Source organism: Nonomuraea sp. NPDC050663 (assembly GCF_044456985.1).
GTDB lineage: Bacteria > Actinomycetota > Actinomycetes > Streptosporangiales > Streptosporangiaceae > Nonomuraea.
Genome location: NZ_JBITGL010000021.1, coordinates 86,686 through 111,582, shown reverse-complemented (window position 1 = coordinate 111,582; position 24,897 = coordinate 86,686). Strand labels below are relative to the sequence as shown.

The 24,897-nt window shown below is 69.1% G+C and carries 22 protein-coding genes; 11 read left to right on the top strand and 11 right to left on the bottom strand.

What is annotated here, in order from left to right; genetic code table 11:
- Positions 1–7: 7 nt before the first annotated feature.
- The 3 genes from ACIBH1_RS42140 to ACIBH1_RS42130 all read right to left on the bottom strand — a co-directional run bounded on the left by ACIBH1_RS42140 (position 8) and on the right by ACIBH1_RS42130 (position 3,509).
- Complete coding sequence (locus ACIBH1_RS42140) at positions 8–1,222, bottom strand: MFS transporter (protein ID WP_397319697.1); 1,215 nt, start codon at positions 1,220–1,222, stop codon at positions 8–10.
- A gap of 136 nt (positions 1,223–1,358) precedes the next feature.
- Positions 1,359–3,299, bottom strand: coding sequence for a tetratricopeptide repeat protein (locus ACIBH1_RS42135; RefSeq protein WP_397319696.1), 1,941 nt, complete (start codon positions 3,297–3,299; stop codon positions 1,359–1,361).
- Positions 3,300–3,356: 57 nt separating this feature from the next.
- Positions 3,357–3,509: a hypothetical protein gene (locus ACIBH1_RS42130; protein ID WP_397319695.1), complete on the bottom strand. Its 153-nt coding sequence runs from the start codon at positions 3,507–3,509 to the stop codon at positions 3,357–3,359.
- Between the two features lie 141 nt (positions 3,510–3,650).
- Between ACIBH1_RS42130 and fxsT the strand changes: the two genes are divergently transcribed.
- Positions 3,651–6,197, top strand: coding sequence for an FxSxx-COOH system tetratricopeptide repeat protein (gene fxsT / locus ACIBH1_RS42125; RefSeq protein ID WP_397319694.1), 2,547 nt, complete (start codon positions 3,651–3,653; stop codon positions 6,195–6,197).
- Here the strand turns inward: fxsT and ACIBH1_RS42120 are convergent.
- Positions 6,166–7,446: an HEXXH motif domain-containing protein gene (locus ACIBH1_RS42120; protein WP_397319693.1), complete on the bottom strand. Its 1,281-nt coding sequence runs from the start codon at positions 7,444–7,446 to the stop codon at positions 6,166–6,168. The two genes, fxsT and ACIBH1_RS42120, sit on opposite strands and share 32 nt — an antisense overlap.
- A 9-nt stretch (positions 7,447–7,455) precedes the next feature.
- A complete protein-coding gene (locus ACIBH1_RS42115) occupies positions 7,456–8,682 on the bottom strand; it encodes an FxsB family cyclophane-forming radical SAM/SPASM peptide maturase (RefSeq protein ID WP_397319692.1) in 1,227 nt (408 codons plus the stop codon).
- A 224-nt stretch (positions 8,683–8,906) separates the two neighbouring features.
- Between ACIBH1_RS42115 and ACIBH1_RS42110 the strand changes: the two genes are divergently transcribed.
- The 4 genes from ACIBH1_RS42110 to ACIBH1_RS42095 all read left to right on the top strand — a co-directional run bounded on the left by ACIBH1_RS42110 (position 8,907) and on the right by ACIBH1_RS42095 (position 12,017).
- Positions 8,907–10,313 carry a serine hydrolase domain-containing protein gene (locus tag ACIBH1_RS42110; RefSeq protein ID WP_397319691.1) on the top strand — a complete coding sequence of 469 codons (1,407 nt, stop codon included), beginning with the start codon at positions 8,907–8,909 and terminating at the stop codon, positions 10,311–10,313.
- Positions 10,314–10,326: 13 nt separating this feature from the next.
- Positions 10,327–11,046 carry a MerR family transcriptional regulator gene (locus ACIBH1_RS42105; RefSeq protein ID WP_397319690.1) on the top strand — a complete coding sequence of 240 codons (720 nt, stop codon included), beginning with the start codon at positions 10,327–10,329 and terminating at the stop codon, positions 11,044–11,046.
- 61 nt (positions 11,047–11,107) lie between these two features.
- Positions 11,108–11,650 (top strand): DUF305 domain-containing protein, encoded by a 543-nt coding sequence (locus ACIBH1_RS42100; protein ID WP_397319689.1) that lies wholly within the window; start codon positions 11,108–11,110, stop codon positions 11,648–11,650.
- Positions 11,651–11,660: 10 nt separating this feature from the next.
- Complete coding sequence (locus tag ACIBH1_RS42095; protein WP_397319688.1) at positions 11,661–12,017, top strand: DUF5655 domain-containing protein; 357 nt, start codon at positions 11,661–11,663, stop codon at positions 12,015–12,017.
- A gap of 17 nt (positions 12,018–12,034) precedes the next feature.
- On the opposite strand, the gene ACIBH1_RS42090 is transcribed toward ACIBH1_RS42095, so the two are convergent.
- Complete coding sequence (locus tag ACIBH1_RS42090) at positions 12,035–14,689, bottom strand: LuxR C-terminal-related transcriptional regulator (RefSeq protein WP_397319687.1); 2,655 nt, start codon at positions 14,687–14,689, stop codon at positions 12,035–12,037.
- Positions 14,690–14,861: 172 nt separating this feature from the next.
- Here ACIBH1_RS42090 and ACIBH1_RS42085 point away from each other — a divergent pair, with 172 nt between their 5' ends.
- Positions 14,862–15,764 (top strand): hypothetical protein, encoded by a 903-nt coding sequence (locus ACIBH1_RS42085; RefSeq protein WP_397319686.1) that lies wholly within the window; start codon positions 14,862–14,864, stop codon positions 15,762–15,764.
- On the opposite strand, the gene ACIBH1_RS42080 is transcribed toward ACIBH1_RS42085, so the two are convergent.
- Genes ACIBH1_RS42080 through ACIBH1_RS42065 form a run of 4 tightly spaced genes read right to left on the bottom strand, consistent with a single transcriptional unit; the run spans position 15,748 to position 19,781 of the window.
- Positions 15,748–16,089, bottom strand: coding sequence for a DUF4387 domain-containing protein (locus tag ACIBH1_RS42080; RefSeq protein WP_397319685.1), 342 nt, complete (start codon positions 16,087–16,089; stop codon positions 15,748–15,750). The two genes, ACIBH1_RS42085 and ACIBH1_RS42080, sit on opposite strands and share 17 nt — an antisense overlap.
- Positions 16,082–17,467, bottom strand: coding sequence for an acyclic terpene utilization AtuA family protein (locus ACIBH1_RS42075; protein WP_397319684.1), 1,386 nt, complete (start codon positions 17,465–17,467; stop codon positions 16,082–16,084). Before ACIBH1_RS42075 ends, ACIBH1_RS42080 begins: the two co-directional genes overlap by 8 nt.
- Entirely contained in the window at positions 17,464–18,489 is a 1,026-nt protein-coding gene (locus tag ACIBH1_RS42070; protein ID WP_397319683.1) for an NAD(P)-dependent oxidoreductase, read from the bottom strand. Before ACIBH1_RS42070 ends, ACIBH1_RS42075 begins: the two co-directional genes overlap by 4 nt.
- Positions 18,486–19,781 carry an MFS transporter gene (locus tag ACIBH1_RS42065; protein WP_397319682.1) on the bottom strand — a complete coding sequence of 432 codons (1,296 nt, stop codon included), beginning with the start codon at positions 19,779–19,781 and terminating at the stop codon, positions 18,486–18,488. The genes ACIBH1_RS42070 and ACIBH1_RS42065 overlap by 4 nt, the downstream gene beginning before the upstream one ends.
- Positions 19,782–19,915: 134 nt before the next feature.
- Here ACIBH1_RS42065 and ACIBH1_RS42060 point away from each other — a divergent pair, with 134 nt between their 5' ends.
- From ACIBH1_RS42060 to ACIBH1_RS42045, 4 genes are all read left to right on the top strand, one after another.
- A complete protein-coding gene (locus ACIBH1_RS42060; protein WP_397319681.1) occupies positions 19,916–20,641 on the top strand; it encodes a GntR family transcriptional regulator in 726 nt (241 codons plus the stop codon).
- A 128-nt stretch (positions 20,642–20,769) separates the two neighbouring features.
- Positions 20,770–21,897: a tartrate dehydrogenase gene (locus ACIBH1_RS42055; RefSeq protein ID WP_397319750.1), complete on the top strand. Its 1,128-nt coding sequence runs from the start codon at positions 20,770–20,772 to the stop codon at positions 21,895–21,897.
- A 13-nt stretch (positions 21,898–21,910) separates the two neighbouring features.
- Positions 21,911–22,393, top strand: coding sequence for a pyridoxamine 5'-phosphate oxidase family protein (locus tag ACIBH1_RS42050; protein WP_397319680.1), 483 nt, complete (start codon positions 21,911–21,913; stop codon positions 22,391–22,393).
- Positions 22,394–22,556: 163 nt separating this feature from the next.
- On the top strand, positions 22,557–22,787 hold the full coding sequence (locus tag ACIBH1_RS42045) for a hypothetical protein (RefSeq protein ID WP_397319679.1): 231 nt from the start codon (positions 22,557–22,559) through the stop codon (positions 22,785–22,787).
- On the opposite strand, the gene ACIBH1_RS42040 is transcribed toward ACIBH1_RS42045, so the two are convergent.
- Positions 22,745–23,527 carry a class II aldolase/adducin family protein gene (locus ACIBH1_RS42040; RefSeq protein ID WP_397319678.1) on the bottom strand — a complete coding sequence of 261 codons (783 nt, stop codon included), beginning with the start codon at positions 23,525–23,527 and terminating at the stop codon, positions 22,745–22,747. The two genes, ACIBH1_RS42045 and ACIBH1_RS42040, sit on opposite strands and share 43 nt — an antisense overlap.
- Positions 23,528–23,644: 117 nt before the next feature.
- Between ACIBH1_RS42040 and ACIBH1_RS42035 the strand changes: the two genes are divergently transcribed.
- The gene (locus ACIBH1_RS42035) at positions 23,645–24,871 is read left to right on the top strand and encodes a helix-turn-helix domain-containing protein (protein WP_397319677.1); all 1,227 of its coding nucleotides are present in this window, start codon (positions 23,645–23,647) and stop codon (positions 24,869–24,871) included.
- Positions 24,872–24,897 lie beyond the last annotated feature (26 nt).

Below are 24,897 nucleotides of genomic sequence, written 5' to 3'. Positions count from 1 at the left end.
GGCACGACTAGTGAATCAGGCATTCCCGAAGGCGGCGCACCGTGGTCATCATGACGGCCAGCACACCCGTGGTGGCGGCCATCACGATGATGGTGATTCCTGGATCGGTGAACTCGTACAGAAGAGTTGCAAGGACAGGACCGAAGGCTATCGTGCTGTAACTACCCAGCCGCGAGACGCTGATGACCCTGCCAGGCACATGGCTCATGAGCCTCCTGACGGTCACGTTGCTGAGCCCGCCTGCCGTACCAATCATGAAAAGGGCGACGGCGAACGTCCATGGAGCCAACCCGAAGCTGGGAATGAGGGCGAGCGCCAGGCCGCACACCCAGAGATGAGCCAGGAGCGTGACGCTGTCCGATCTCAGTCGCTGCAGCGGCGCCAGCAGAGCGCCCAGGACTCCGCCCACACCCGACATCGCCAAGATGATGCCGATCGTTGCGGTGTGAAGGCCGCGTGCCGACTGATAGGAAATGAACACCACGATCAGCGATTGGACGAAAAGGTTGATGACGGCGGTCAAGAGGGTCGCCGTTCGCAGGGGGAGGTTGGCCCACAACTCCGTGAATCCCAATCGCATCCGGCCGTCGGACGATGCCCGGGAGGTGGCCGTGGGCTCTGGGGACTCCCTCGAAACCCGACGGAGGAGTCGAGAGGATCCGATGAAGGCCACGGCGTTCATCACGAATGACACCGAATGGTGCAGGCCGTGGAGAGCACCGGCCAGTGGGCGCCCTGCGAGGACGACCGCGTGCGCCGTGGTCTCATGAAGAGCAAGACCCGTCACGACGTCCCTGCGACCAGCTGTTACAGCAGGAATGAGAGCCGTCTCGGAGAGAGACGAGACAACCGACAAGCATCCCTCGAGGAAAGCGCCCCCCAGAAGAACCCACATGATCCACTGACGGTCGAACGGTGCGGTCCACACCACACAGAAGAGGACCATGACGACCGCGCCACGAACAGCTTCACTCCGGATCATCACCCTGACCGGACCGAGACGGTCGATCAGCATGCCAGCGGGCACGTAGCAGAAAAGCCCCGGCACGGTTGCGGCGAATACCACGACGGCAGTCCATGTAGCCGAGTCCGTCAGGCTGTATCCGAGCAGCGGATACGTGACGCTCAGGGTGCGGGTTCCCAGCATGGAGAGAGCTGACGCACTCCATGAACGGCGAAATTGGACATTTTTAACCAGGAGCCGCTGATAAGGACGAATCACCCCCCGTTTGGTCCCCCTGGATTCGCCCGTCGCGGAAATCCCCAACGGTGGATACGCTACGCGCTCATCAGAGGTCAGTAAGGGCGTTGACACTCGTCAGAGAGTAAAGCATCCCGGTCCCGATCACGATGGTTAGTCAGCCTTGGCGTCCCAGTCGCGCGGCTTCTTCCACCAGGCCCGGCGGCAGAAGAACAGGATGACCCTCACCTTGCTGGGCCCGGCGAGCCAGTCGCCCCGCTTCCGAGTGACGCCCTGCCACGTGCATGACCCTGGCAGCGCGAAGCAGGGTGGAACTGTCACGTTCGTCGTCCATCGCAGGAATGACCTCAAGTGCCTTCGCGACATTACCGCTGAGTGCCATGGCGAGCGCATAGGCCGTCTTGGTGGAGGCCGGGTGCGGGGATCTCACCCGGTTGAGATCACGCAGGGCCATTTCCGGTTGGGTGAGGTCTGCCATGATTTCGGCTCGTGCGCGCAGCGCCTCATTCGCATTCCCCTGCATCGCCAGGGTGTCGTCGAGGACGTCAATGGCGCCGTTCGCACTACCCGAAAACCACAACCCCCAGGCAAGCTCAGTCTGGATGGCGGAATTCCTCGGCTCTCGTCTGACGGCGGACTCCAAGGTGTTCACGGCCTGGTCGAAGAGCCCTCTTTGGATCAGGATCCGTCCGACAGCAGTGAGCAGCGTTGCGACCGTCCTATTCGACGCGGGACCCGCCGCGGCGGTCTGGTAGTGGGACTGCGCCGCAACCAGGTCGTTCTCGCGATAGGCGATGTTTCCCAGCAGGACTTCGACCGCGGCGGCCGGTGGTCCTGACTCCGTCAGCCGGGCCGCTTCAGCTCGGACGGCGGCGATGTCGTACCAGCCCGTGTGATACGCAGCAACGGCGATGCGGAAATGGTCATCGCCGGTCGGTTCTGTCGGGTGGGGGACTTCCTGGAACGTCAACGGAACGATCAAGCGCTCATGTCGGATCCGCAGGGTCCCCCTCGATAAGGAGAGGAGCCGCCCGGCGACCAGGGCGTCCAGGGCACGGCCCGGCATACCGGCAGCCACGGCGACCTCGCGCTGAACACCTTCCGGCAGCCCTTCGGAACTGACGAACACATCCCATAGTCGTTTTCGGAGATCGGCGCTCTCTCCGGCGAAATGATCCTCGGCCACCTCCTCGAGAAGGCGGTCACAGTATGCGGCCAGGGACCGGTCCGCAGGAGCCAGATCCTGATCGGTGATCTCCAGCCGATCCGAAGGTAGGTGTTCAAGGGCAGATGTGCAGGCGAGCTGCAACAACAGTGGATCCACGGCGGACGCCGCCCCGCGCAGATCGTCGATCAGTGATTCGGCCACGCCCGGAGCGAAGGTACGGCCGTCGTCCTCGACGGGCTGCACCAACGCATCGAGAGCTCCCTTCACCGTCAACGGCTGCAGCACGAACGATGGTCTGGTCAACAGCCGGCTCAGCCTGGAGTGGTCCAGCAGGGCGTCGTGGTGCTCGTCATCCGCAATGATCAGCAGGTGCAACGGTAAGTCGCTGTCCAGGGCGTCACACACTTGGTCAAGAAGATCGGCCGCATGGTCAGTCATTTCCCGGCCGTCGAAAAGGCCTGCTACATCATCGATGGCTGCCAGGACCGGGACTTTGTTCCCCGAGGAGTCGCGTCTGACCGGCCTCCCGCTCAGAAATGTGTGGAGCGATTGGTTCGACAGCGTCGTCACGGGTTCGTGGGGCGCCCAGGACGACACCAACGCCGTGACGAGCGGATTCCCGTCCTCGCGGATCAAGGCGATCGGCATCCAAGGCGGCATCCACAGTCGTCCGGCGGGGAGCACATCTGTCCGATACGGGGCCAGCAAGGGTGTGATGCCCGCTGCCAGGAGCGATGACTTCCCGACGGATGCCGCACCGCGCAAGATCGTGACCGGGTTCGTCTGCCACGCCGTCGCAAGCTCGGCGGCCTCGGTTTCCCTACCGAAGAAGCGGAGGGAGTCTTCGCGGCGGAAGGCGTGAGCGCCCACGAATCCCAGCTCCCGGTGTAATTGGCGGCCGTGTGGATTCATCGCCAGTGTCCCGTCCACGCAGCGATTCTGCCAGTCTGTTCGGCTCCATCCGAGGGGCAGAGAAGAACCTGTGCATCACAATGCAGATTGAAAGCCGGCCGTGATGTCGTTGCTGGCCGCGGCCAAATGCTCGTATGCCCTGATCAGAGCGGGTGACTGTGCATTGAGAAGAAGTTCGAGGTCGATCTCGTTCACGTCTAGCAGCCCCTGAAAGGAGTCTTCACCCATCTGCGCTCCTGGATTTCGGACGAACCAGTATTGAAGTTTCGGCACGCACTTCTGATCTTGTGTCTTATCTCGATTGTGAGGCGGCAATTGGGCGAAATCAATCTAGGATCTGACATAGCGGGATGTTCCACGGGAGGCAGCGTGAGTGAGCAGGCAAACGAGCGACCGGTGCTGCGGAGGCCGAAGGTCTGGGGAAACGTTCCGCCCAGGAATCCCAACTTCACAGGACGCGCATCCCTGCTGGAACAACTGAGATCCCGTATGGGCGCACCCGAGCCCACTGCGGTCATCGCCGAAGCGCCCACTCCTCACGCCCTCCATGGCCTGGGCGGCGTCGGAAAGACCCAGTTGGTGACGCAATACGCCTGGGTGTATGGCCACGAATATGACGTTGTCTGGTGGATCGTGGCCGATCAGGCCCACCTGGTTCCCGCCGCGCTCGCCGACCTCGCACCTGAACTCGGACTGCAGAAAGCCAGCCTGGTGGGCATCGACGAGGCGGTGGTCTCCGTACGGCGGGCGTTGCAGCAGGGCAGCCCGTACGGCCGGTGGCTACTGATCTTCGACAACGCCGACGACCCGGAATCCGTGCGTCAGTTCTTCCCCGACGGCGGCCCCGGTCACGTCCTCATCACCTCCCGGAACACCCGGTGGAGTGCCGCCACGCACAGCGTGCCGGTCGATGTCTTCACAAGAGAAGAAAGCGTCGAGTTCCTCCAGAAGCGTCTCCGTAGGGGGATCACCGCGGACGAAGCCTTCCGGCTCTCAGACGCGCTGGGCGACCTCCCCTTGGCCCTGGAACAGGCTGCTTCGTTCAAGGCCGAGACCGGCATGTCCACCGACGAGTACATCGACGCGCTGACCGCGCAAGCTAGACGGACCCTGAACGTGGGTCAGTCCACCGACTACCCGCAGTCCCTGACAGCGGCGTGGCAACTCTCCGTGCAAGCAATCGAGTCGCGAATGCCATCAGCAGCGACTCTGCTGCGATGCCTTGCGTTCTTCGGCCCCGACCCGATCCCCAGAGACCTGTTCCGGCTGGGGAACAGCGCGGGCATCGCGGGCGAACTCGGTGAGATCCTCAAGGACCCGTTGATGCTGTCGAGCGCCTTCGGCGAGTTGAACCGATTCGCCCTCGCTCGGATCGACAACGAAGCCGGTACTGTCCAGGTGCATCGGCTGATCCAGGCATTGCTGCGAGACGCCCTCGGCAAGGAACTGCAGGAGCAGTTCCGACACGATGTGCACCTGCTGCTGGCCGCCAGCTCGCCGGAGGACCCCGAGAACACGACGATGTGGCGACGCTTCGGCGAGCTGGTCAGCCACATCGGGCCGTGCCGCCTCCGCACGTGCCCTGCTCCTGGCCCACGCTCGCTGTCCATCAAGCTTGTCCGGTTTCTGTACCGCCGAGGTGACTATCAAGCCGCCAAGCTCCTGGCCGAGACTCTCTCGGACGAGTGGACACGCGCCTCCGACGAGAACGATCTCGACGTGCTCCGGGTGAACCGGCACAGGGCGACCGTGCTCTGGTACCTCGGTGAATTCGCCGAATCTCGACGGATCAGCGAGGAAACTCACAGGCTGCTCAGTGCCAAATTCGGCCCCGCGAACGACGAGACCCTGCGCGTCGCCGCCATCTACGGGGCGAATCTGCGCGCAAAGGGCGACTTCAAGGCCGCGCTCGATCTCGATTCAGCCTCGATGACTGCAAGCGAGGAGAACTTCGGCGCTCGTGACCCGCTCACATTGCGCGCAATCAACAACCTCGCCCTCGACTACGCACTGCTGAGCGACTTCCGCAGGTCCCAGGACCTGCACAAGCTGGCATACCTTGAGCAGAGCAGCGCAAGAAAGGGCGTCGGCACCGCGGACGTCCTGGTCGCCTGGAACGGACTGGCCAGAGTTGTAAGGCTCAGCGGCGACTACGAGCAGGCGATCGAATTGGGCAAGGAGGCCTACGAGTTCGGGCGTCGGGAACTGTCGGCTGAGCATCCACTCACTCTCGTCACAGCCAAGGAACTCTCCATCGCCGAGCGCAGCAACGGCGACCTGGAGGCCGCGCACATCCGTGCTGAAGAGACCCACGGCCGGTTGCTGAGACTCCTCGGAGCCGACAACCCCGACACCATGGCGGCAGCCGTGGCGGTCTCCAACTGCCTCCGCGAAAGCGGCCATTTCGACGAGGCACTGCGCTGGATCAAGGATGTGCAGCCCAGATACATTCGCGTGTTCGGTGAGGAGCACCCCTTCGTCTACGGGTGCAGGACCAACATGGCCCTGGCGCTTAGACTCCGCGGCGACGTCTCAGCAGCGAGAAAGCTCGACACCAGCGTCCGGACAAGCCTGCTCACCCGACTCGGTGCCTTCCATGAATACACATTCGCCTCGACGATGAACCTGGCCAGCGACTGCGCCGCGCAGACGGATTGGGACGAGGCCAGGCGTTTGGGCGATGACACACTGCGCTCACTCACAGCCACGTATGGCCCCGAGCACTACCTCACGCTGTCGGCGGCCATCAATCTGTCCATGGACCTGCGTTCCTTGGGATCCACACAGGAAGCCGAGGATCTATGGAAGCGCACCATGGAGCTGTACGAGAAGACGCTCAGGTCTAGTCACGCAGAGGCCAGGCGTGCCAACAGCGGTGAGCGGTTCAGCTGGGACTTCGATCCAGTGGTGCTGTAGCCGGACGACCGTTGCGGCTCGTCCAGGCCACACGGTGTGCCTCCGCTTGGCGGTGCGCCTCCATCAGTGCGTCCCCGGGGACGGCCTCGTCCAGCCAGGTGGACAGTGTTCGAGTCATGCCCATGACGAACCGTTCGCCCTGAGGGGTCAAACGTTCGCTGTCCAGTAGCGTGCGACACGCGTCAAAGGCCGAACGGCGCCAGTGCGCGAACTCCGCATGGGACCGTGGTTCGTTGTCGGCCTCCCGCTGCCTGCGCCAGAAGCCGGCGACGCCGAGGTATGCGTAGGTCCCTTGCAGCAGTCCGCTGAGCGGCCGTGGGTCCGGACGCCATGGAGCGTAGTAGCGACGCTCGTCCGGCCTGGTCAACGGCGTCATATCGAGGATGGCGCCGAGCTTGGCGTGCTGCACTTCATGGGCCAGCGTCGACGCCAGCCATAGACCGTCGAAGGGTGTGGATGCGGCCATGGCGCCGAAGGCAGTGCGCGATGACGCGCTGTTCTGGCTTCCTGCCGGCGCGCTGATCGGAACGAATGCCGACAGGATCAGCTGCGACTCCATCGCGATGGTCCAGTGGTCCTTGGCCAGCAGGCCCCATGCCTCATCCAGGCACGACTGCCACGTGGCCACCTCCGCACCCGAGAGCCTGTCTCGTAGTTCCTCGGTCTGAGGCCATCGGTGTGGGTCGAGATCGTCGATCACGAAGCACGGGCCGCCCTGTACCCCGATACGGCGCAGTGGCACCCACCACTCACGGTCCTGCGGGATGTCGACGAACCGCCCGTCAACGCTGAGTGCACCGTCCCGGACTTCGATCTCGACCAGTCCCGTCACGCCAGTCATCACCCTCCCGACAGAGGGCATCGTCAGACCGTTCCCATCCGTCGGCACCTGGATTCTGCAGTCGACTCTGGCGTGAACGGCAGCCGCGGCCGCCACGGCGCCCAGCCGTGCCGGTTCGACCATGACCCGCTCCCCGTGAAGGAGCGCGCGAAGCGTGCGCAGGGCCCAAAGTCCCACAGCCGGGTAGGTGATCACCGCCCTCACCGCGTCAGGCGCCTCCCTGGCCATCTCAGCGAGCAGCTGGAATCCGGGCTGCGCACTCTCGGCCTGGTCTGCGATGCCCGTGATGAGGGTTCGGTTCTTGCTGTGCTGGGCCGCGACGAGGAGGGCCGCCGCATCGGCACCGCCGGCACCTGCTGCGAGCAGGTCGAATGCCCTGGCGGGTAGCTCGTGCAGACCCAACTCCATGAAGTCTCCTCAGCGTGTCGACTGCCTCAGGTCCGTGGCCAGGCGCCGGCGGATGTGATCAATCAGGTGGTAGAGATCGGCACTGTAGACAGAGGGGTTGAGGAAGCCACTCCCGCTCCGGTACCTGTGCGGATACAGGCCCGCGCCGCAGACGCGACCGTAGTCACAGGCCTTGCAGGTGTCGCTCAGCCCTTCCCAGCCCATTTGCCTGGCGACGACGCCCGGGTGCCGGAGCACACGATCAAACGTGTGGTCCACGATGTTGAAACCGGTGGCGGGCGCACCTTCGGCTACCACCTTGAGTGAGTCCGTCTGCTCAATCGTGCCGTCGGTTTCGATCACGACCAGAGTGGATGGGGTCAGCCCGACGGACTCACTCGCCGACGCCCCGCCGAGCAGCAAATGGATAATCTCTTCGAACAGCCTGATCACGATATCGGTACCGCTGGCGTACCAATAATCGTAGATGGCGATCAACCAGTCCGCATATGGCGTCTCGCCAGAGTCCCGGCCTCGCCCTGGAGGAGGAGAGTCCCAGGTCGCGTGCGGCAACAGGAAATCCACAGAAGGGGGCGCGAACTCCGCCAGCGCCCGATACGTCTCGATGGGATCGTTGGTCAGGTCGATGGTGCACAGGAGACCGCTGTAGAGCCGCCTGTACGGAGCGCTCATGAGCAGGTGCAGTGCACGTGCGACGGCCGCGTAGCTACCTCGTCCGTCGGCGAAGCGCCGGTTCCTGTCGTTCGTGTCCGGGTTGCCGTCCAGGCTCACACCGACGCGGACACCCAGCGACAGGAAGGTCTGCAGGGCGCTCTCATCGAGCAGCACCGCATTGGTCTGCACGGCCGCCTCGACCTGAAGTCCTGGTCCTGCCTCCCCGCGGACGACCTCCACGACCTTCCCCAGATAGTCGTGGCCCGCCAGCAGTGGTTCGCCCCCGTGCAGGATTACGCGAACAGAAGACACCCCGTGTGCCGTGGCGTGTTCAGAAATGCGCTGGGCCGCCACCGAGATGAGTTCTGGGCTCATAACCATGGGTTTGGTACGCCAGCTCTGGTCGGCAAGCGTGTAAACGTAGCAGTAGTCACAGGAGAGATTGCAGCGACTGTGAACCTTGAGAAGAAACTGCCGGAACGGATGACCACGCCAGCCATCGGCACGCATCGCGTCGATATCGAGCGAAGCCGGCCACTCTTGCGAAGAATCCCCAATGGTGGTCATCAGCTCGAAACACACCCCGCAACCCCGCCAATGAGTGCATCCCGATGCTAACCGAGACGCCCGAAAAGCGGGAGACCTAGAGGTATGACACATAAGTCATGATTTGTGGCACTTCTGGCAGCCAAGGTGATCGACACCAGGCGCGACGGTTTGCAGGAGGGGCGCTGGATCGGTGTGCGCACAAATTTCTCGTCAAGGGCTTGACCCTGCCCCTAGGGCAACCTTCGACGATTGCTCACATGAATGCCAACGCGCTGAACACCACCGCCACCAAGATCCGTGACCACATCGCCGCCGCCTGCGAATCCGACGCCATCCCCGGCTTCGTGGCCGGCATCCACCAAGGGGGCGAGCAGGTCGTCGTCGCCCACGGCACCGCCAACGTCACCACCGGCGCCCCGATGCTGGAGCACACCGGCTTCCTCCTCGGCTCCGTCACCAAGGTGCTGACCACGACCCTGGTGCTGCAGCAGGTCGACCGCGGAGTCCTCGACCTGGATGCCCCGGTGGTGACGTACCTGCCCGAGTTCGCGGCCGTGTCCGAGAAGATCCTGGTCCGCCACCTGATCGGCCACACCAACGGCATCGACGCCGACCTGTACTTCCCCGGCGACAAGGGCCGCGACGCCCTGAAGGCCTACGTCGAGGGCATGCCGACGGGCACCCTGTTCGAGTCCGGCGAGCAGCTCAGCTACTCCAACGGCGGCATGATCGTGGCCGGGCGCCTGCTGGAGGTCGTGACCGGCCTGCCGTACCCCGAGTTGCTCGCCCGCGACGTCTACGGCCCGGCCGGCATGACGGACTCCAGCACCTCCGCCGAGCAGGCCATCCTGCGCAGCACGGCGGTCGGCCACTTCCTCGACCTCGAGACCATGGCCCCCAGGCCCACCACCATGTTCACCCTGCCCGACACCTGGGGACCGGCCGGGGGAACGCCGATCGGCACCATCGCCGACCTGCTCACCTTCGGGCGCACCCACCTCGCGGGCGGCGTCTCGCCGTCGGGCACGAGGGTCCTGTCGGCCGGGTCTACCGCCCTCATGCAGCAGGTCTCCTTCGACATGGACAGCCCCAACACCCCGCCGATCGGCCTGGGCTGGGTCCTGTACCCGTTCGGCGGCACGACGGTGCTGGCCATGTCGGGCGCCTCCCCCGGCGGGGTCTCCCTGCTGTGCGTCATCCCGGAGCACGACCTGGTCTTCGCCGCGTACGGCAACAGCCCGGGGGCGATCATGCTGCAGGACCGGCTCCTGCAGCTGATCCTCACCGAGCACCTGGGCGTCGAGCTCCCCCGGCTGGTGGCAGGCGAGGAGCAGGACGTCGATCTCACGCCGTACGCAGGCACCTACCGCTCGAACCAGCTCCGCATCGACGTCAGCGTCGTCGACGGCCAGCTGGAGGAGGTCACCACCTACGAGCCAGCGGACCCCTCCCAGGAGCGGATCTTCACCGAGTTCGCCGGCGGCACGACCTCGGCGCCGCCGCAGCGCTACGTGCCCGTGGGCCCAGGGCTGTTCGCGCCCGCCGGATACCCGCTGGAGGCCTTCGACGGTTACCTGCGCCTGCTGCTCGTCTCCTACCACGACGTCCGCGACGGGCAGGCGCGCTTCCGCAACGGCGGCGGCCGGCTGGCCCGCCGGTCATGACAGGATCTCCCCCATGCTCACGATCGGCCAGCTCGCGGCCTATGCCGGAGTGACCATCAAGGCCATACGCCACTACCACGAGCGCGGCCTGCTCACCGAGCCGGAGCGCGACTCGTCCGGCTACCGCCGCTACAGCGCCGGCGACGCCGTCACCCTCATCAAGATCCGCACGCTGGCGGGGGCGGGCGTGCCGCTGGCGCGGATCAAGGACCTGCTCGACGCCGACCCCGACACCCTGGCCGCGGCCATCGGCGAGATCGACCGTGACATCGACGAGCGGATCGCCCAGTTGCAGGTGACCCGCGACCAGCTCTCCCAGCTGCGCGGCGGCGACTGGCTCTACGTCTCCCCGCAGGTCGCCGACTACCTCGACGACCTGCGGAGCCTCGGCGTCAGCGAGCGCGCGGTCCGGGTGGAGCGAGACGGCTGGATCCTCATGCAGACCGCATCGCCCGACGCCGCCGCCTCGTGGATCGCCGAGAAGCGCGAGCTCATGGCCGACCCGGAGTTCCGCGACCTCTACCTCGCCCACGACGCCGCCTACGACTGGTCGCCGGACGACCCGCGCCTGCCCGGCCTCGCCGACCGCACGCGGACCTGGCTCATGATGCATCCGAGCCGGTCGGAGTGCGAGCCGGTCGACAACCCCGAGATCGCCAAACTGGCCGCCCAGACGCAGCCCGGAGCGTCGTCCCCGGCCTGGGACCGGCTCGCCCGACTGATGGGCGGCTGAGGCGTCGAACCGCGACGGGTGCCGGCGCGTATCTCCCCGTGAACCTCACGAAGGGAGTGCCATGTCAGCCGTGCGCCTGGCGGGGATCGTCCTGGTGCTGGCCCTCACGGGCGCCTGCGCCGCGGCGGCGAGCCCGCCCGTCCCGTCGGGCGCCGGCTACAACCCGGCCGATCTCGCCTTCTCCCAGCAGATGATCCCGCACCACCTGCAGACCATCCAGCTCGCCGAGCTCGCCGTGGAACGATCGGGTGACGGCGGGGTGCGCGGGCTGGCCACGGACCTGATCAAGAAGGAGAAGGCCGACATCGCCCTGATGTCGGGGTGGCTGCGCGGCTGGGGCGCGGCGGTGCCGTCCAAGGCGCCCGACGGCGGGCACACGATGCCGGGCATGCTCTCCCCCGTGCAGTTCGACGTGCTGGAGCGGCGCGATGGCTCGGGGTTCGACCGGTTGTGGAAGTCCGTCCTTGCCGCGCATCTGGGGAGCGGGATACGGATGGCCGAGACGGTCAGGGCCGGCGGGCAGCACCCGCCGACGGCCGCGTTCGTGGAGACGCTCATCGCCGAGCAGACCGACCTGATCGGCGAGCTCGGCGGGCCTGCGTAGGCTGATGAGGGTGCCGACTGTCGAGGAGTTCTTCGAAGATTCCCCGGAGGGGCCGGCGATCTATCAAAAGATCGCCGGAGCCGTCGAGTCCATCGGTGAGGCCACCGTCCGGGTGTCCAAGAGCCAGATCGCCTTCCGCCGCCGCAAGGGCTTCGCCTACGTGTGGCGGCCGGGCACGTACGTCGATTCCGATGTGCCCGTCGTCCTGAGCATCGTGCTGGACCACGCGATCGACTCGTCCAGGTTCAAGGAGGTGGCCCATCCCGCGCGTCAGGTGTGGATGCACCACATCGAGATGAGGGCCGTCGCCGACGTCGACGACGAGATCAGGCGCTGGCTGGGTGAGGCGTACGGCCAGGCGGGCTGACCGCCGCGTGGCCGGTGCTAGACCAGGACGCGCTTCAGCTCCGCGCGGCTCGTGACGCCGAGCTTGCCGTACACGCTCTGCAGGTGGTTGTCGACCGTCCGAGTCGACAGCACGAGCTGCTCGGCGATCTGCTTGCTCGACAGGCCCGCGCACGCCAGCCTGGCGATCTCCGCCTCGCGCCGGGTCAGGCCGGGAGCCGTCAGGCCCGCGACCGCCGGGGTGGCGAGGCCCTCGCATCGGGCGGCGAGCGTCCAGGCCCGGCCCGCCGCGACGCGCGAGGCCGTCGCCCGGCCTGAGCGTTCCCACGCGGCAGCGGCCTGGGCCAGCGCCTCGGCCGCGAACGGGATGCAGCCGAGCCGCTCGAACGCCGCGGCCACCTCCTCCAGGGCGGCGCCGTCGCCGGCCGCCGCGGCCCGGCAGTGCGCGAGCACGACGGGCGCGTAGAGGCCCTCCAGCGGACCCTCTTCCAGGAATGGCAGGTGCTCGGCGGCCAGGTCCGCGTAGCCGAGCCGGGCGACCGTGTGCAGGGCGGCCGTCACGAACGGCAGCAGCCCCATGCCGCGGCCATGGGCGGCGGTCTGCGCCGCGAACGCGGCGGCGCCCCGGGTGTCGCCCTCGGCGGCGAGCAGCCACGGTTCGGTCAGGTAGCGCCACATGGCGTGCAGCGAACCGTGGCGCGACTGCCCGGCCACCCCCGAGTCGAAGGCCACGCGAGCACCGATCGCGTCACCGGTGAGGGCCAGCACGTGGGCACGCTCGATGAGCACCATGCCGGACAGCACGTCGTCGCCCTTCGGCTCGTACGGCAGGGCGACGTGCCTGCGAGCCTCGGCGAACCTGCCGCGCAGGCGTGCCGCCGCCGATCGCAGGATCGCGATGTTGTCAGCCGCGTAGACCGACCCCCTGCCCCGGCCCAGCAGCGGCTCCATGCGCTCCAGCACGTCGTCGGCGCCGTCGAGGTCCGCCGACATGAGGCAGGTGAGCGCCCAGTTGGAGTACAGCGGCTGGACGATCACCGGGACGGCGTCGTGCCATTCGGGCAGGTCGTCGAGCGCGTCGCGGATGTCGGCGATCGCCTCCCCGTAGCGGCCCAGCGTCCCGAGCGTGGCCGACCGGCAGTTCAGCGCCTGCGCCTTGACGGCAGCCGTCTCGGGAGGCTCGGCGAGCAGGGCCTCCGAGAGCGAGAGGATACGGCCGAGATCGCCGGAGCCGCCGACGATCACCAGGAGCAGGCAGCTCAGATCCTGGCGCAGGGACCGCTGGGTGATCTCCTCGCGGACGCGGGTGAGCAGGCCGACCGCCTCGTCCAGGCGGAACTGCCCGAAGGCCAGGCTCCAGGCGCGGGTGAGCGTCAGCTCGGTACGGCGGCGCTCGTCGCAACCCTCCTCGGGCACCGACTCCACCAGGGCCAGCGCCTCCTCCGCGCGACCCGAGTAATTGAGCAGCGTGCCGTACATGATGGCGGCGTCGGCGCGGTACCCGTCGGGCACGTCGGCGCCCGAGCTGTTGTCCCACGCGGCCCCGGCCAGGCGCAGCCCGAGCGGGTAGTCGTGCGCGGCCCACGCGGTCCGCGCCGCCCGCAACAGCGGGGCGGGCCGGGTGGGAGTCCCGCTCTCCAGGCGCCAGGCGGCGACGCGCAACACGTCCTCCCTGCGGCGGGCGCCGGTCGCCTCGACGGCCTCGGCCAGCTCCCGGTAGCGGCGGCGCAGGCGCAGGACGGGCGCGCGGGCACGGACCACCTCGCCGTACAACGGGTGGGCGAGCCTGACCTCCGTACGCCTGCCACCCGCGACCACCTGGACCAGGCCGCGCTCCTCCGCCTCCTCGACGGCCTCGTGTCCGGCCACGGTCACCAGCGGGGCCAGGCCGATCGGCTCGGCCAGCGCGACCAGCTCCAGCACCGCCGTCACCGCCTCGCCGTACCTGCCCATCCGGCGCCCGATCACCTCGATGAGACGCGGGGCACGCGGCACCTCCCCGTCGAGCCGCCACACCTGGCCAGGCCGCGCGAGAACACCGCCCTCCAGCGCCGCGGCCACCAGCTCGCGCAGGAGCAGCGCGTTGCCCTGGCTCAGCTCGTGCAGCCGCACCGCCGCCGACCGGTCGACCTGGCCGCCGAGCACACCCGACAGCAGCTCGGCCGTCTCGTCCTGCGCGAGCGGGTCGAGGTCGAGACGGGCGCCCCGGTCGTCCTCCCACAGGGCCGCGACCGAGTCGGGGCACTCCTGGCCCGTCCGCACCGTCGCCAGCACGCGCACGCGGGCGGACAGCTGGTGGGCCAGGGCGGCGGAGGAGGCGTCGAGCAGATGCGCGTCGTCGACGACCAGGAGGGACGGGTGGCGTGCCAGGATCGCGTCCGCGGCCCAGCGCAGCGGGTTGGCGCCCGGTTCCCCACCGGGCAGCAGCGGGGCGAAGGCGCCCAGCGGGAGCGCACCGGCCGCGTGGGTGCCGCGCACCCGGACGGGCGCCTTGAACGAGGCCGCCAGTTCCGACGCCAGGCGGGACTTGCCGACGCCCGCGGCGCCGGCGATCACGATGTTGCTGCGCCGCAGGATCGTCAGGGCACGCTCGCGCTCGGCCACCCGGCCGACGAACGGCCACGCGTCAGGCGCTCTCCCGGCCGTCGCGCGGCCCGCAGGTGTCGTGCCACTTGCCCATGGCCCCGTGCTCACGGCGACTCCCACGTCCCTCGCTGACGTGCCGACGAGCAAATCGTACGACCGCGACACCCGCCACGGCCTGAGTAATCACCTGAGTAACCGACTACTCAGGCCCCCCGCCACCCCACGCGCGACAGTCATGAACAGGGCGCCCACCCGATCCGACTCCCCAGAGGAGACCGCGATGACGAACCGCTTCCGCCCGCCCTGCGGACAGGCCAGGCCGATGCTGATCTTCTGCCTGCTGAGCGCCACGATGGCCACAACCCTGTCGGACGCCTCCGCGAACGCCGACGTCCACCCCTGGTCAGGCATGTACTTCAACGGCTTCAAGCACCCCTACCAGGACGGCCAACCCAGGCGCCGCCCGTCGGCCGCCGAGGCGTCCATCACCGTCCCGTGCCTTCCCGACACCGCCCCCGCCGGAACCTACTACGCGTGGGTCGGCCTGGGCGGCGTCTGGGAACGCCCGATGGTCCGCGCGGGCCTGGCGGCGCGGCTCGTCCGCGACGGCGACCGCGTCGAGAAGTCGTACTTCGCGTTCGGCGAGTACCTGGTCAACCGGCCGGCCTTCGCCGACACCCCGCGCGGCCCCCGTCCCCGCTCCCGCGTCCCGTCGGACGGCGCCCGCATCGACGTGGGCGGCGACAACCTGGCCATCACGTGCAACACGTCGGTGTTCTTCCGCGTCCACGCCGGGGGCGACGTGATCGTGGGCACCCGTCGCGCCCGCGTCGCGAACTACCCCGCCCGATGGCGTCCGCGCTTCAGCTCGGCGCAGTTCGTCGTCCAGGACGCCGTGGGCGCGCCGCTGTTCCGGGCGGCGGGCGGGGCGGCGATGGACAACCCCCGGGTGCTGCACGGCACTTCCACGCTGGGCGTCGGCGAGCTCGCGTGCCTCCAGGGGACGGTCAATCCGTGCGCGAAGTGGGTGCAGGCCGGGGTGAACGTGGTCCCGCCGAGCGCGGACCGGCCGTCGAACCTGTGCTTCCGCCCGGCCGCCACCCGGCCCGCCGCCCCGCCGCCCGGCTACCCGGGCGAGCTGTTCCCCGGCGGCGACGCCAGACCCGTCAGGAACCTCTGCTGACTCGCGGAGGAACGAGCGCCGCCAGCGGGACGTGGTGCTGCCCGGCGTGGATGTCGCGGTCGCGCAGCGATCCCTGCGCGACCGGGCGGGGGAAGGAGATCTTCACGACGTTCAGCGCAGGGATGCGGAAGATCAGCACGGCCGCCGGATCCAGCGCGTACAGCCGGGCCACGACCTCCTCGTTGACGAACTCCTCGTCGGCGACGATCGCGTAGTCCTCGGCCGAACGCATGAACAGCTCCATGGTGATCCAGAACGGCCCCGCGTTCTTGGACCGCACCTCCAGGGCCAGCTCTCCGAGCGTGAGCTCGCGATCGTCAGTCACGTGACGCCTCCTCGGCGATCTCGACGCGGAACAGCTCGGACGGCTCGTCGACGTCCACGACGTGGTTCAGCACGAACTCGTACGCCGGGCCGCGCTCGATCTCCGCGGGCGAGGTGGCGAAGGCCAGGCTCGGCAGGTAGGCCATGTCAGGAGTCGGCAGGTGCAGCATCAGCGGGTTGGCGATCTTGGCCACGGCGGTGGCCGTCGCCTGGTCGGGGGCGTTGACCAGCAACATCGCCCCCACCTCCCGGGGCGGCCCGGTCGCGGGGTCGAGGTCTTCGAGCACCGCGTTGTAGCCGTACAGGCGCAGGTCCACGGCGTACTGCGGCGGTTCGAGCCCGAGCGTCTGCCGCACCCTCGCACGCAGGATCCTGTGCATCAGCGCCGCCCACTCCTCGATCTTGGACAGGATGTGCGGGTCGCGGATCGCGGTGAACGACATGGTCTCGTACCCCGTGACCCGCGCCCCCTCAAGCTTGATCGTGTGCTGATCGGCGAGCTCGAAGCGCGAGCCCTCGACGCGGACGCGCCGCTCGTCGAGCGCCGTGTAGACCGCGCCGGAGACGTCGAGGGTGCCCGCCGGCTCCCGCATGCGGAACGGGTCGACGGTCTCGTACAACATGTGCGCGGCCACCGACGTCGGCGTGCAGGAGTTGGCCGGGTCAAGCGGCTCGATAGTGAAGCCGTCGTGGTCGATGGTGGCCAGGACGCCTCCCGCGCGCGGGTTGGTGGTGCACTGGCCGCCGCACTCGACGATCTTGGAAGCGTGCCAGGTCGGCCCGGCGGGCATGCCCAGCATCAGCGGGTACGCGGCCGCCACCGCGGTGTCGGTGGCCCGCCCGGCGAGCACCACGTCGGCCCCGGCCCGCAGCGCCGCGACGATCGGCTCGTGGCCCATCATGCCGACGATGTGGCTGCAGGAGTCGAGCGTGGCGGCGTCGAGATCGCCCAGCGGCGGGAGCGGATGGATCCGCCCCTCGTTGAGCCGCTCCTTCAGGGTCTCCGCCCGCTGCTCGCTGTAGATGCGGGCGATCCTGAGAGACAGGCCCTCCTCGCGCAGGATCGTCTCGGCGATGCCCGCAACCCAGTCGACGCCCGAGTCGGTGCCGCTCGTGCCGCACGAGCCGATGACCACCGGGATGCCGGCCGCCGCCGAGGCGCGCAGCAGGATCCGCAGGTCGCCCGCCACGGCGGCCGCCGCCGTCTTGGCGGTGCCTGAGCCCAGGTAGTAGGGCCCCGAATCGGTGGAGCCGCCGTCGACGGCGATCACGTCGGCGCCCAGCGCGATCCCCCGGTCGACCGTCTCGGACGGGAAACCCGCCCCGAGCATCCCGACCGGGGTCAGCACCCTGACCGACTCCCGTGGAGCTTCTGTCATCTCGTCCTCGTTTCTTCGGTGGTCAGCAGGTGGGCGTTGAGCGAGCAGCGAGGCCGTCCCCGCAGGGCGGCCACCAGCTCGCGGGCGCCCTCGACGCCTGCGGCGCGGCGGGCTTCGGCGGTCTGGCCGGCCAGGTGGGAGTAGACGGTGATGCCGGGCACGTCGCGCAGCGGGCTGCCGGCGGGGAGCGGCTCGGTCTCGGTGACGTCGAGGGCCGCCCCGGCGATCCGCCCGGCCCGTACGGCATCGGCCAGGGCGTTCTCGTCGACGATCGCGCCGCGCGCGGTGTTGATCAGGTGGGCGGTGGGTTTCATCCTGGCCAGCGCGGCGGCGTCGATCAGGTGCCGGGTGGCGGGGGTGAGGGCGGCGTGCAGGGACACGAAGTCGGAGGCGGCGAGCAGGTCATGGAGCTCCACAAAGGCGACACCGGCACCGGTATTGGCACCGGCATTGGCACCGGCACCGGGACCGGGACCGGTGGGCGATGCCGGCGCGCTGGCCGTGGTGCACAGCACCCGCAGCCCGAAGGCCGTCGCCAGCGGCACCACCGCGCGGGCCGCGAAGCCGTACCCCAGAAGCCCGAGCGTCTTGCCGCGCAGCTCGAAACCGTCCTCGCGCGGCCACCGGCCATCCCGCACCCCCGCGGCCACCGGCACCAGCCGGCGCGCCTGAGCCAGCAGCAGCGCCATCGTGTACTCGGCCACCGCGTTGGCGTTGACCCCCGGCAGGTTGCTCACCGAGACGCCCGCGCGCGTGGCCGCCTCGACATCGACGGAGTCGTAGCCCACCCCCGTGCGCACCACCGCCCGCAGCCCGGAGGTCCGCGCGAACACCTGCGCCGTCATCGGCTCGTTGGCGATCAGCGCGCCCTCCGCGCCGTCGAGGATCGCGACCAGCTCGTCGTGCCCGCGGGGCCCGCGCAGCGGGTGGTGTCGCGTGACGAAGCCCTCCTGTCGCAGGAAGAGATCGACCTCGTCGCCCGGCACCAGGTAGTCGGTGGTGACCACGACCGTGCGCGTCACAGGGCCCTCCCCTCCGCCGCGGCGCCGCGCTGGAGCCGGTCGACGCGGATGACCAGCACGATGGCGATGACGGCCAAGACCGTGATGTGCAGGAGCATCAGGTGCCAGCCGGTCAGGTCGACCGCCAGCCCGACGAGCGCGGGACCGGCGAGCGCGCCGCCAGCCCAGCCGACGGTGTACAGACCCGTGTAGGTGCCGACGACCCTGGCCGACGGAGCCAGGTTCCACAGGACGACGACCGCGTTGATCATGAAACCGGCCGCTCCGGCGGCGGCGAGACACAGCGCGACCATGGTCGCGACGGGGTTCTGGACCACGGCTCCCAGGATCGTCCCGGCCGCGAAGATCGCCATTCCGACCATGATGACCCGCAACCGCCCGAACCGCTCGGCCAGCAGGGCGGCGGGGAAGGCGGCCAGGATGTAGGCGATGCCGCTGGGCAACGTCAGCCCGCCCGCCTGGCCGTCGGACAGACCCAGCGCCTCGACGCCGTAGGGCGTCATGAGGGCGCGCGATGCGGCCCAGGCGCCGCCGAAGACGAACACGGTGACGATCATCAGCAGCCGGCTGCGGTCGGGGTCACGCGCCAGGTCACGAAGAATCGCCCCGATCTTCGTCCCGGGGACCCGCCCCTCGGCACCGGTCGGCGCGGCGGCGCCCTTCGCTCCCGCGTCCGCTGTATCGGCCGCGTCCGCTGTGTCCGCCGCGTCCTCGGCGAGGGCCGCCTGGTAGCCCGCCGAGTTGCTGTCGCGAACCTTCCACACCAGTACGGCGGCCGCCGCCAGCATGAGCCCCGCGGGTACGGCGAACGCCAGCTGCGGATGGTCGTCCACGAGCAGCAGACTGACCAGCGCCGCGACGATCACCGTCAGCGCCGCCGCCGTCTTCACCGCCGCGTTCGCCCGGCTCCGGCGCTCCGGCCTGATGAAGTCGGGCAGGAGCGACTCGCTGATCGGCTTGAAGCTGTTCATCACCACGGCGTAGAGGAAGATCAGCAAGATCAGCCACCCCAGCGAGGCGGCATGCGGGATGAGCAGGAACAGCAGGGCGCCCAGCGGCATCATGACCGCCAGGTAGGGGATGCGCCGCCCCCACACCGTGCGCGTGTTGTCGGAGCGGTTGCCCATGGCGGGCTGGATGAAGACCCCCAGCAGGTTGTCCATGCCCATGAGCAGCCCGATCACCGCCGCGCTCGCGATGTAGTCGCGCAGCAGCTCGGGCACACGACTGTCGTAGAAGTTCCAGGTCGACTCCTGCGCGAATACGGCGAGGGCCACGTAGAACGTGATCATCCTTCCGGAGTGGACCGCACGTCCTTGGGTTTCGCTGCTCACTGACGACCTCCTCGGGGGGTGTGGCAGGCGTCACAATACTTGCTATAGCAAAACTGTCAAGCAACAGCATCTGGCTTTGCTACGGTGAACCCATGACGGTCAAACCGCCAACCGACGCGGGCAGCGAAACCCGGGCCGATCTCGCCTACCAGTCCCTGCGCGAAGCGATCGGGTCCGGCGCGCTGCGCCCGGGGCAGAAGGTCACCGAGCGCGGCCTCGCCGAGCAGCTCGAAGTCAGCGCCACCCCCGTGCGTGAAGCGCTGCGCCGCCTGGAGCAGGACGGGCTCATCCAGCGCACCGGCCCCCGCACAGTCGTCGTCGCCGACATCGCCGAACGCGCCATCGCCGACCTCGCCGAGGTCGAGATCGGCCTGCGCGGCCTCGTCGCCCGCTTCGCCGCCAGACACGCCACCGCCGACCAGCTCGACACGCTCGACGCGATCCTCGACGCCACCGACGACCTCCTGATCGTCATCGTCACCCGGCACCGCAACGGCGAGAACGTGGAGCGGCAGCTCATCGCGCTGCTCGACCACATGCAGGAGTTCAACGAGACCCTGAACGCGTGCGCGGCCAACCCGGTGCTGGTGCGGCTGCTGGAGCAGTCGCAGGTGTTCTCCAAGCCGGAGCGGCGGGCGCGCATTCTTGAGCAGATCGCCGTGAACGACCGGTTCGGCCTCGACCGCTACTCCACCCACCGCGCCCTGGTGCGGGCCCTGCGCGAGGGCGACTCGGTGAGCGCCGAGCGGCTCGTCATCGAGGACGCCCAGGGCTCGCTGACGGACCTCGGCGCCCACACGGAGCGGAGACCCCGATGACGAACACCCACCCACCCGAAGCGACGCCCCCGACCCCCGCAAGCTCGCCGGGCACGACCACGCCCACGCCCGGCCCGCTCGAAGCGGCCGCCCCGGCTCCGGGCTCGCGGCCCCGGCGCCAGGCCCCCATGTCCGACCCCGCCGCCCCACGGCCCCGCACCCACCGCATCGCCGTGATCCCCGGGGACGGCATCGGCACCGAGGTCGTGCCGGAAGGCCTGCGCGCCCTTGAGGCGACCGCCGGCGTGTACGGCCTCGACCTGCGCTTCGACCACTTCGACTTCGCCAGCGCCCCCTACTGGCAACGCCACGGCGCGATGCTCCCCGACGACTGGAAGGAAACCCTCGCCGCCTACGACGCGATCTTCTTCGGCGCCGTCGGCTGGCCCGCGGTCGTCCCTGACCACGTGTCGCTGTGGGGCAGCCTGCTGCAGATGCGGCGCGGCTTCGACCAGTACGTCAACCTGCGCCCCTGCCGCCTGATGCCAGGCGTGCGCAGCCCGCTCGCCGGCCGCGAACCGGGCGAGATCGACTTCCTGGTCGTGCGGGAGAACACCGAGGGCGAGTACTCCAGCATCGGGGGCCGCATCTTCGAGGGCACCCCGCGCGAGACAGTCCTGCAAGAGACCGTGATGACGCGGTTCGGCGTCGACCGGGTCCTGCGCTACGCCTTCGAACTCGCCTCCCGCCGCCCCGCCCGGCACCTCACCTCGGCGACCAAGAGCAACGGCATCTCGATCTCGATGCCCTACTGGGACGAGCGGGTCGAGGAGATGGCCAAACACTTCCCCGAGGTCGCCCACGACAGGTGTCACATCGACGCGCTGGCCGCCAACTTCGTCCTCCACCCCGACCGCTACGACGTCGTGGTCGCCAGCAACCTGTTCGGCGACATCCTGTCCGACCTCGGACCCGCGTGCACCGGCACGATCGGCATCGCCCCGAGCGCCAACATCAACCCCGACCGCACCTCCCCCAGCCTCTTCGAGCCGGTGCACGGCTCGGCTCCCGACATCGCGGGGCTCGGCATCGCCAACCCCGTCGGGCAGATCTGGTGCGCTTCGATGATGCTCGACCACCTCGGCCACCCGGAGGCGGGCGCCCACCTGCTGGCCGCCATCGAGGACGTCCTCGCGGCGGGGCCGGCCGACGCCCCGCTCACCCCCGACCTCCACGGCACCGGGACCACGGAGGAACTGGGCGCCGCGATCGCCGACCGGATCAGGGAGCGGGCGCCGATTGTCGGTCGGGGATGACATCATCCGGCTCATGACCGAATCATTCAGCGCCTTGAAGGACGAGTTCCTGACGTTCACCTCGGAGATCATCTGGTGCACCGTGACCACGGTCGACGGCCAGGGCCGCCCCCGCTCACGCATCCTGCACCCGATCTGGGAAGTGATCGACGAACGCCCGGTGGGCTGGATCTTCACCGCCAACGCCGGCGTCAAGGGCGCCCACCTGGCCGCCAATCCCCAGGTGGCCTTCTCCTACTGGAGCCCCGAGCAGAACGTCGTCCTCGGCGAGGCTGCCACGTCGTGGGTCGACGACGTGGAGACCAAGCGCCACGTGTGGGAGATGTTCACCACCGCCCCGCCGCCGCTCGGCTACGACCTGCGCGAGTTCGGCCTGCCGGGGCCGGAGTCCGAGGGGTTCACGGTGCTGCGGCTCGATCCGTGGCGGGTCCAGGTCCTCGACGCGGCCAGCTTCGCCCGCGGCCACTTCACACCCCGGACGGCGCTCTTGAAGTGAGCCCGCCCCGGATGGCGCTCCTGGATCGAGGCCGCCCCGGAGGCGGTGACACCCTGCACGGCAACCCTCGGGGCGGCACGGCAACCTGAGGCTCTCCACGGGCCAGCGCGGCAACAGGGGTCTCTCCTCATGCCCGCCCGCCCCGTCTCTCAATACTGGCCGCGTGAGCGAACTCCCTTGCTGGCCTGACGATTTCACCGCCGTGGTGCGGCCGCCTGCCGTACGAGCGGGAGCCGATTTGATTCGCCTCATCCCCGAGGCGGGCGCAGGCGGGCACGAGGAGCTGACGGCGGCGGGAGACCTGTACACGACGCTGTACGAACTGCACGCCAGGGGATGCCGGACGGAGGCTCAGTCGAACATGTCGGTGTCGGAGCGCACGATCTGGTCGTAGAGCGGCTGGAAGTTGATCCAGCCGACCAGGTCGTTGCCGATCTGGCCGTGGGTGAGCTTGGCCTGGTCGTGCTCGATGGACACGGTCGGGCCGGCCGCCTTGGCCAGCAGCTGGGCCTGGCACGAGCGCTCCATCGTGATGAACCACCAGGCGGCGGCGTCGACGGAGTCGCCCACGGTCAGCAGCCCGTGGTTGCGCAGGATGACGGCCTTGTGCGAACCGAGCGCGGCGGCGATCCTGCGGCCCTCCTCGGTCTCCAGCACCACGCCCGTGTAGTCGTCGAACAGGCCGTGGTCCTCGTAGAAGGCGCAGGCGTCCTGGGTCAGCGGTTCCAGCTGGGTGCCGAGCGACGACAGCGCCTTGCCGTACACCGAGTGGGAGTGGGCGGCGGCGACCGCGTCGGGGCGGGCCTGGTGCACCATCGAGTGGATGGCGAAGGCCGCCTGGTTGACGTGGTACCTGCCGTGGACGACCTGGCCCTCGTGGTTGACCAGGATCAGGTCGCTGACCCTGATGTGCTTGAAGCTCATGCCGAACGGGTTGACCCAGAAGTAGTCGGAGTGTTCGGGGTCGCGGGCGGTGATGTGCCCGGCCACGCCCTCCTCGAAGCCGAACCTGCCGAACAGGCGCAGCGCGGCCACCAGCCGTTCCTGGCGGTGGCGCCGCTCGTCCTCGACGTTGTCGAACTTCTGCGGGAGGCGGAAGGTCAGCTGGTCGGTGGGGATGGGGTCGAGGTTCACGTCGTCTCCGCATCGAGCGAGGGCCGGGGTTCCAGAATCCCGCTCGGTGCCAGGGGTCACAACGGGCACGGGTCGTGAATCTGACAGCCGTGATTGTGCGGTGGCACAATGCCCGGCGTGAACGGACCAGGACCTGCGGCGTTGACCGCACGGCTGCTCGCCCGAGTCGACGAGCTGGCGATCGAGCTGGCCCGGCGGGTGCGGGCGGCCGAGATCGAGCTGACCGTTGTGCCGGAAGACGACGTCGCCACGGTCTGCGCCGAGCAGTTGCGGGTCTCCCTCGCCCACCTCGGCGGCGGGGCGGCGTCGCCGACCGACGTCGCCAAGGCCAACGCGCGCAGGCGGGCGCTGCGCGGCATCCCGCTGGCGGCGCTGCTGCACAGCTACCGGATCGGCACCCAGTTCCTGTGGGAGCGCATCGCCGCCGAGACCACGCCCGCCGAGCATGCCGTGCTCATCGAGAGCGCCGGGGAGCTGTGGCTCGGCCTCGACCTGCTGTCGGAGACGATCCGGGAGGCGTACAGGGAGGTGGAGGCGGAGCGTGAGCTGCGTGACCGGCTCGATCGTGACCGGCTGTTCGACGCGCTCCTCGGCACGGACCCCGCGCGGATCCGGGAGGCGGCCGACGCGCTGGGGCTGCCGCAGCGGGGGCGCTTCCACGTCATCGCCACCGACGCCACCGCCGACCTGCCGCCCGCTGCCGTGCAACGTCACCTGCCCACCGAACGCCTGGCCGTCCTCGCCATGCCCGCCCCCGCCCCAGGCGGCCATCCAAGCGGTCAACCAGGCCGCCTGCCCGATGGATCACGCGGCGGCCGACCAGGCGGCGCACCCGAGAGCTCACTCGGTGGCCCGCCCGGCAGCCCGCTCGCCGGCCCGCCCTCGTCTTTCCCGCCGCTCGCGGGTGGGCGCTTCGGGGTCAGTCCCGCCTATCACCAGCTCTCCCAGACCGCCGCGGCGCTGCGCCTGGCCCGGCTGGCGCTCGCGGCCGTGCCGCCCGGCGCCGAGGCCGTCTGCCATTACGGCGACCGCCCGATCGCCACGCTGATCGCCGGGAGCCCGGAGACCGCCGACGACCTGGCCCGCCGGGTCCTCGGCCCGCTGCTCGACCTCCCTCGCGACGAGCGCGACACCCTCCTGTCCACCGCGCGCGCCTGGTTCGACGCCGCCGGTTCGACACCGGCCGCGGCGACCGCGTTGTTCTGCCATCGCAACACGGTCCGCTACCGGCTCGGCAAACTACAGGAGCTCACCGGCCGCTCGGTCGACCACCCGGTGCAGGCGGCCGAGCTGCTCCTGGCTCTGGAGACGATCACCTTGCTGGAATACCCTAAGGGGGTATAGCGTTCCGAGTGATCGAGGAGGACACG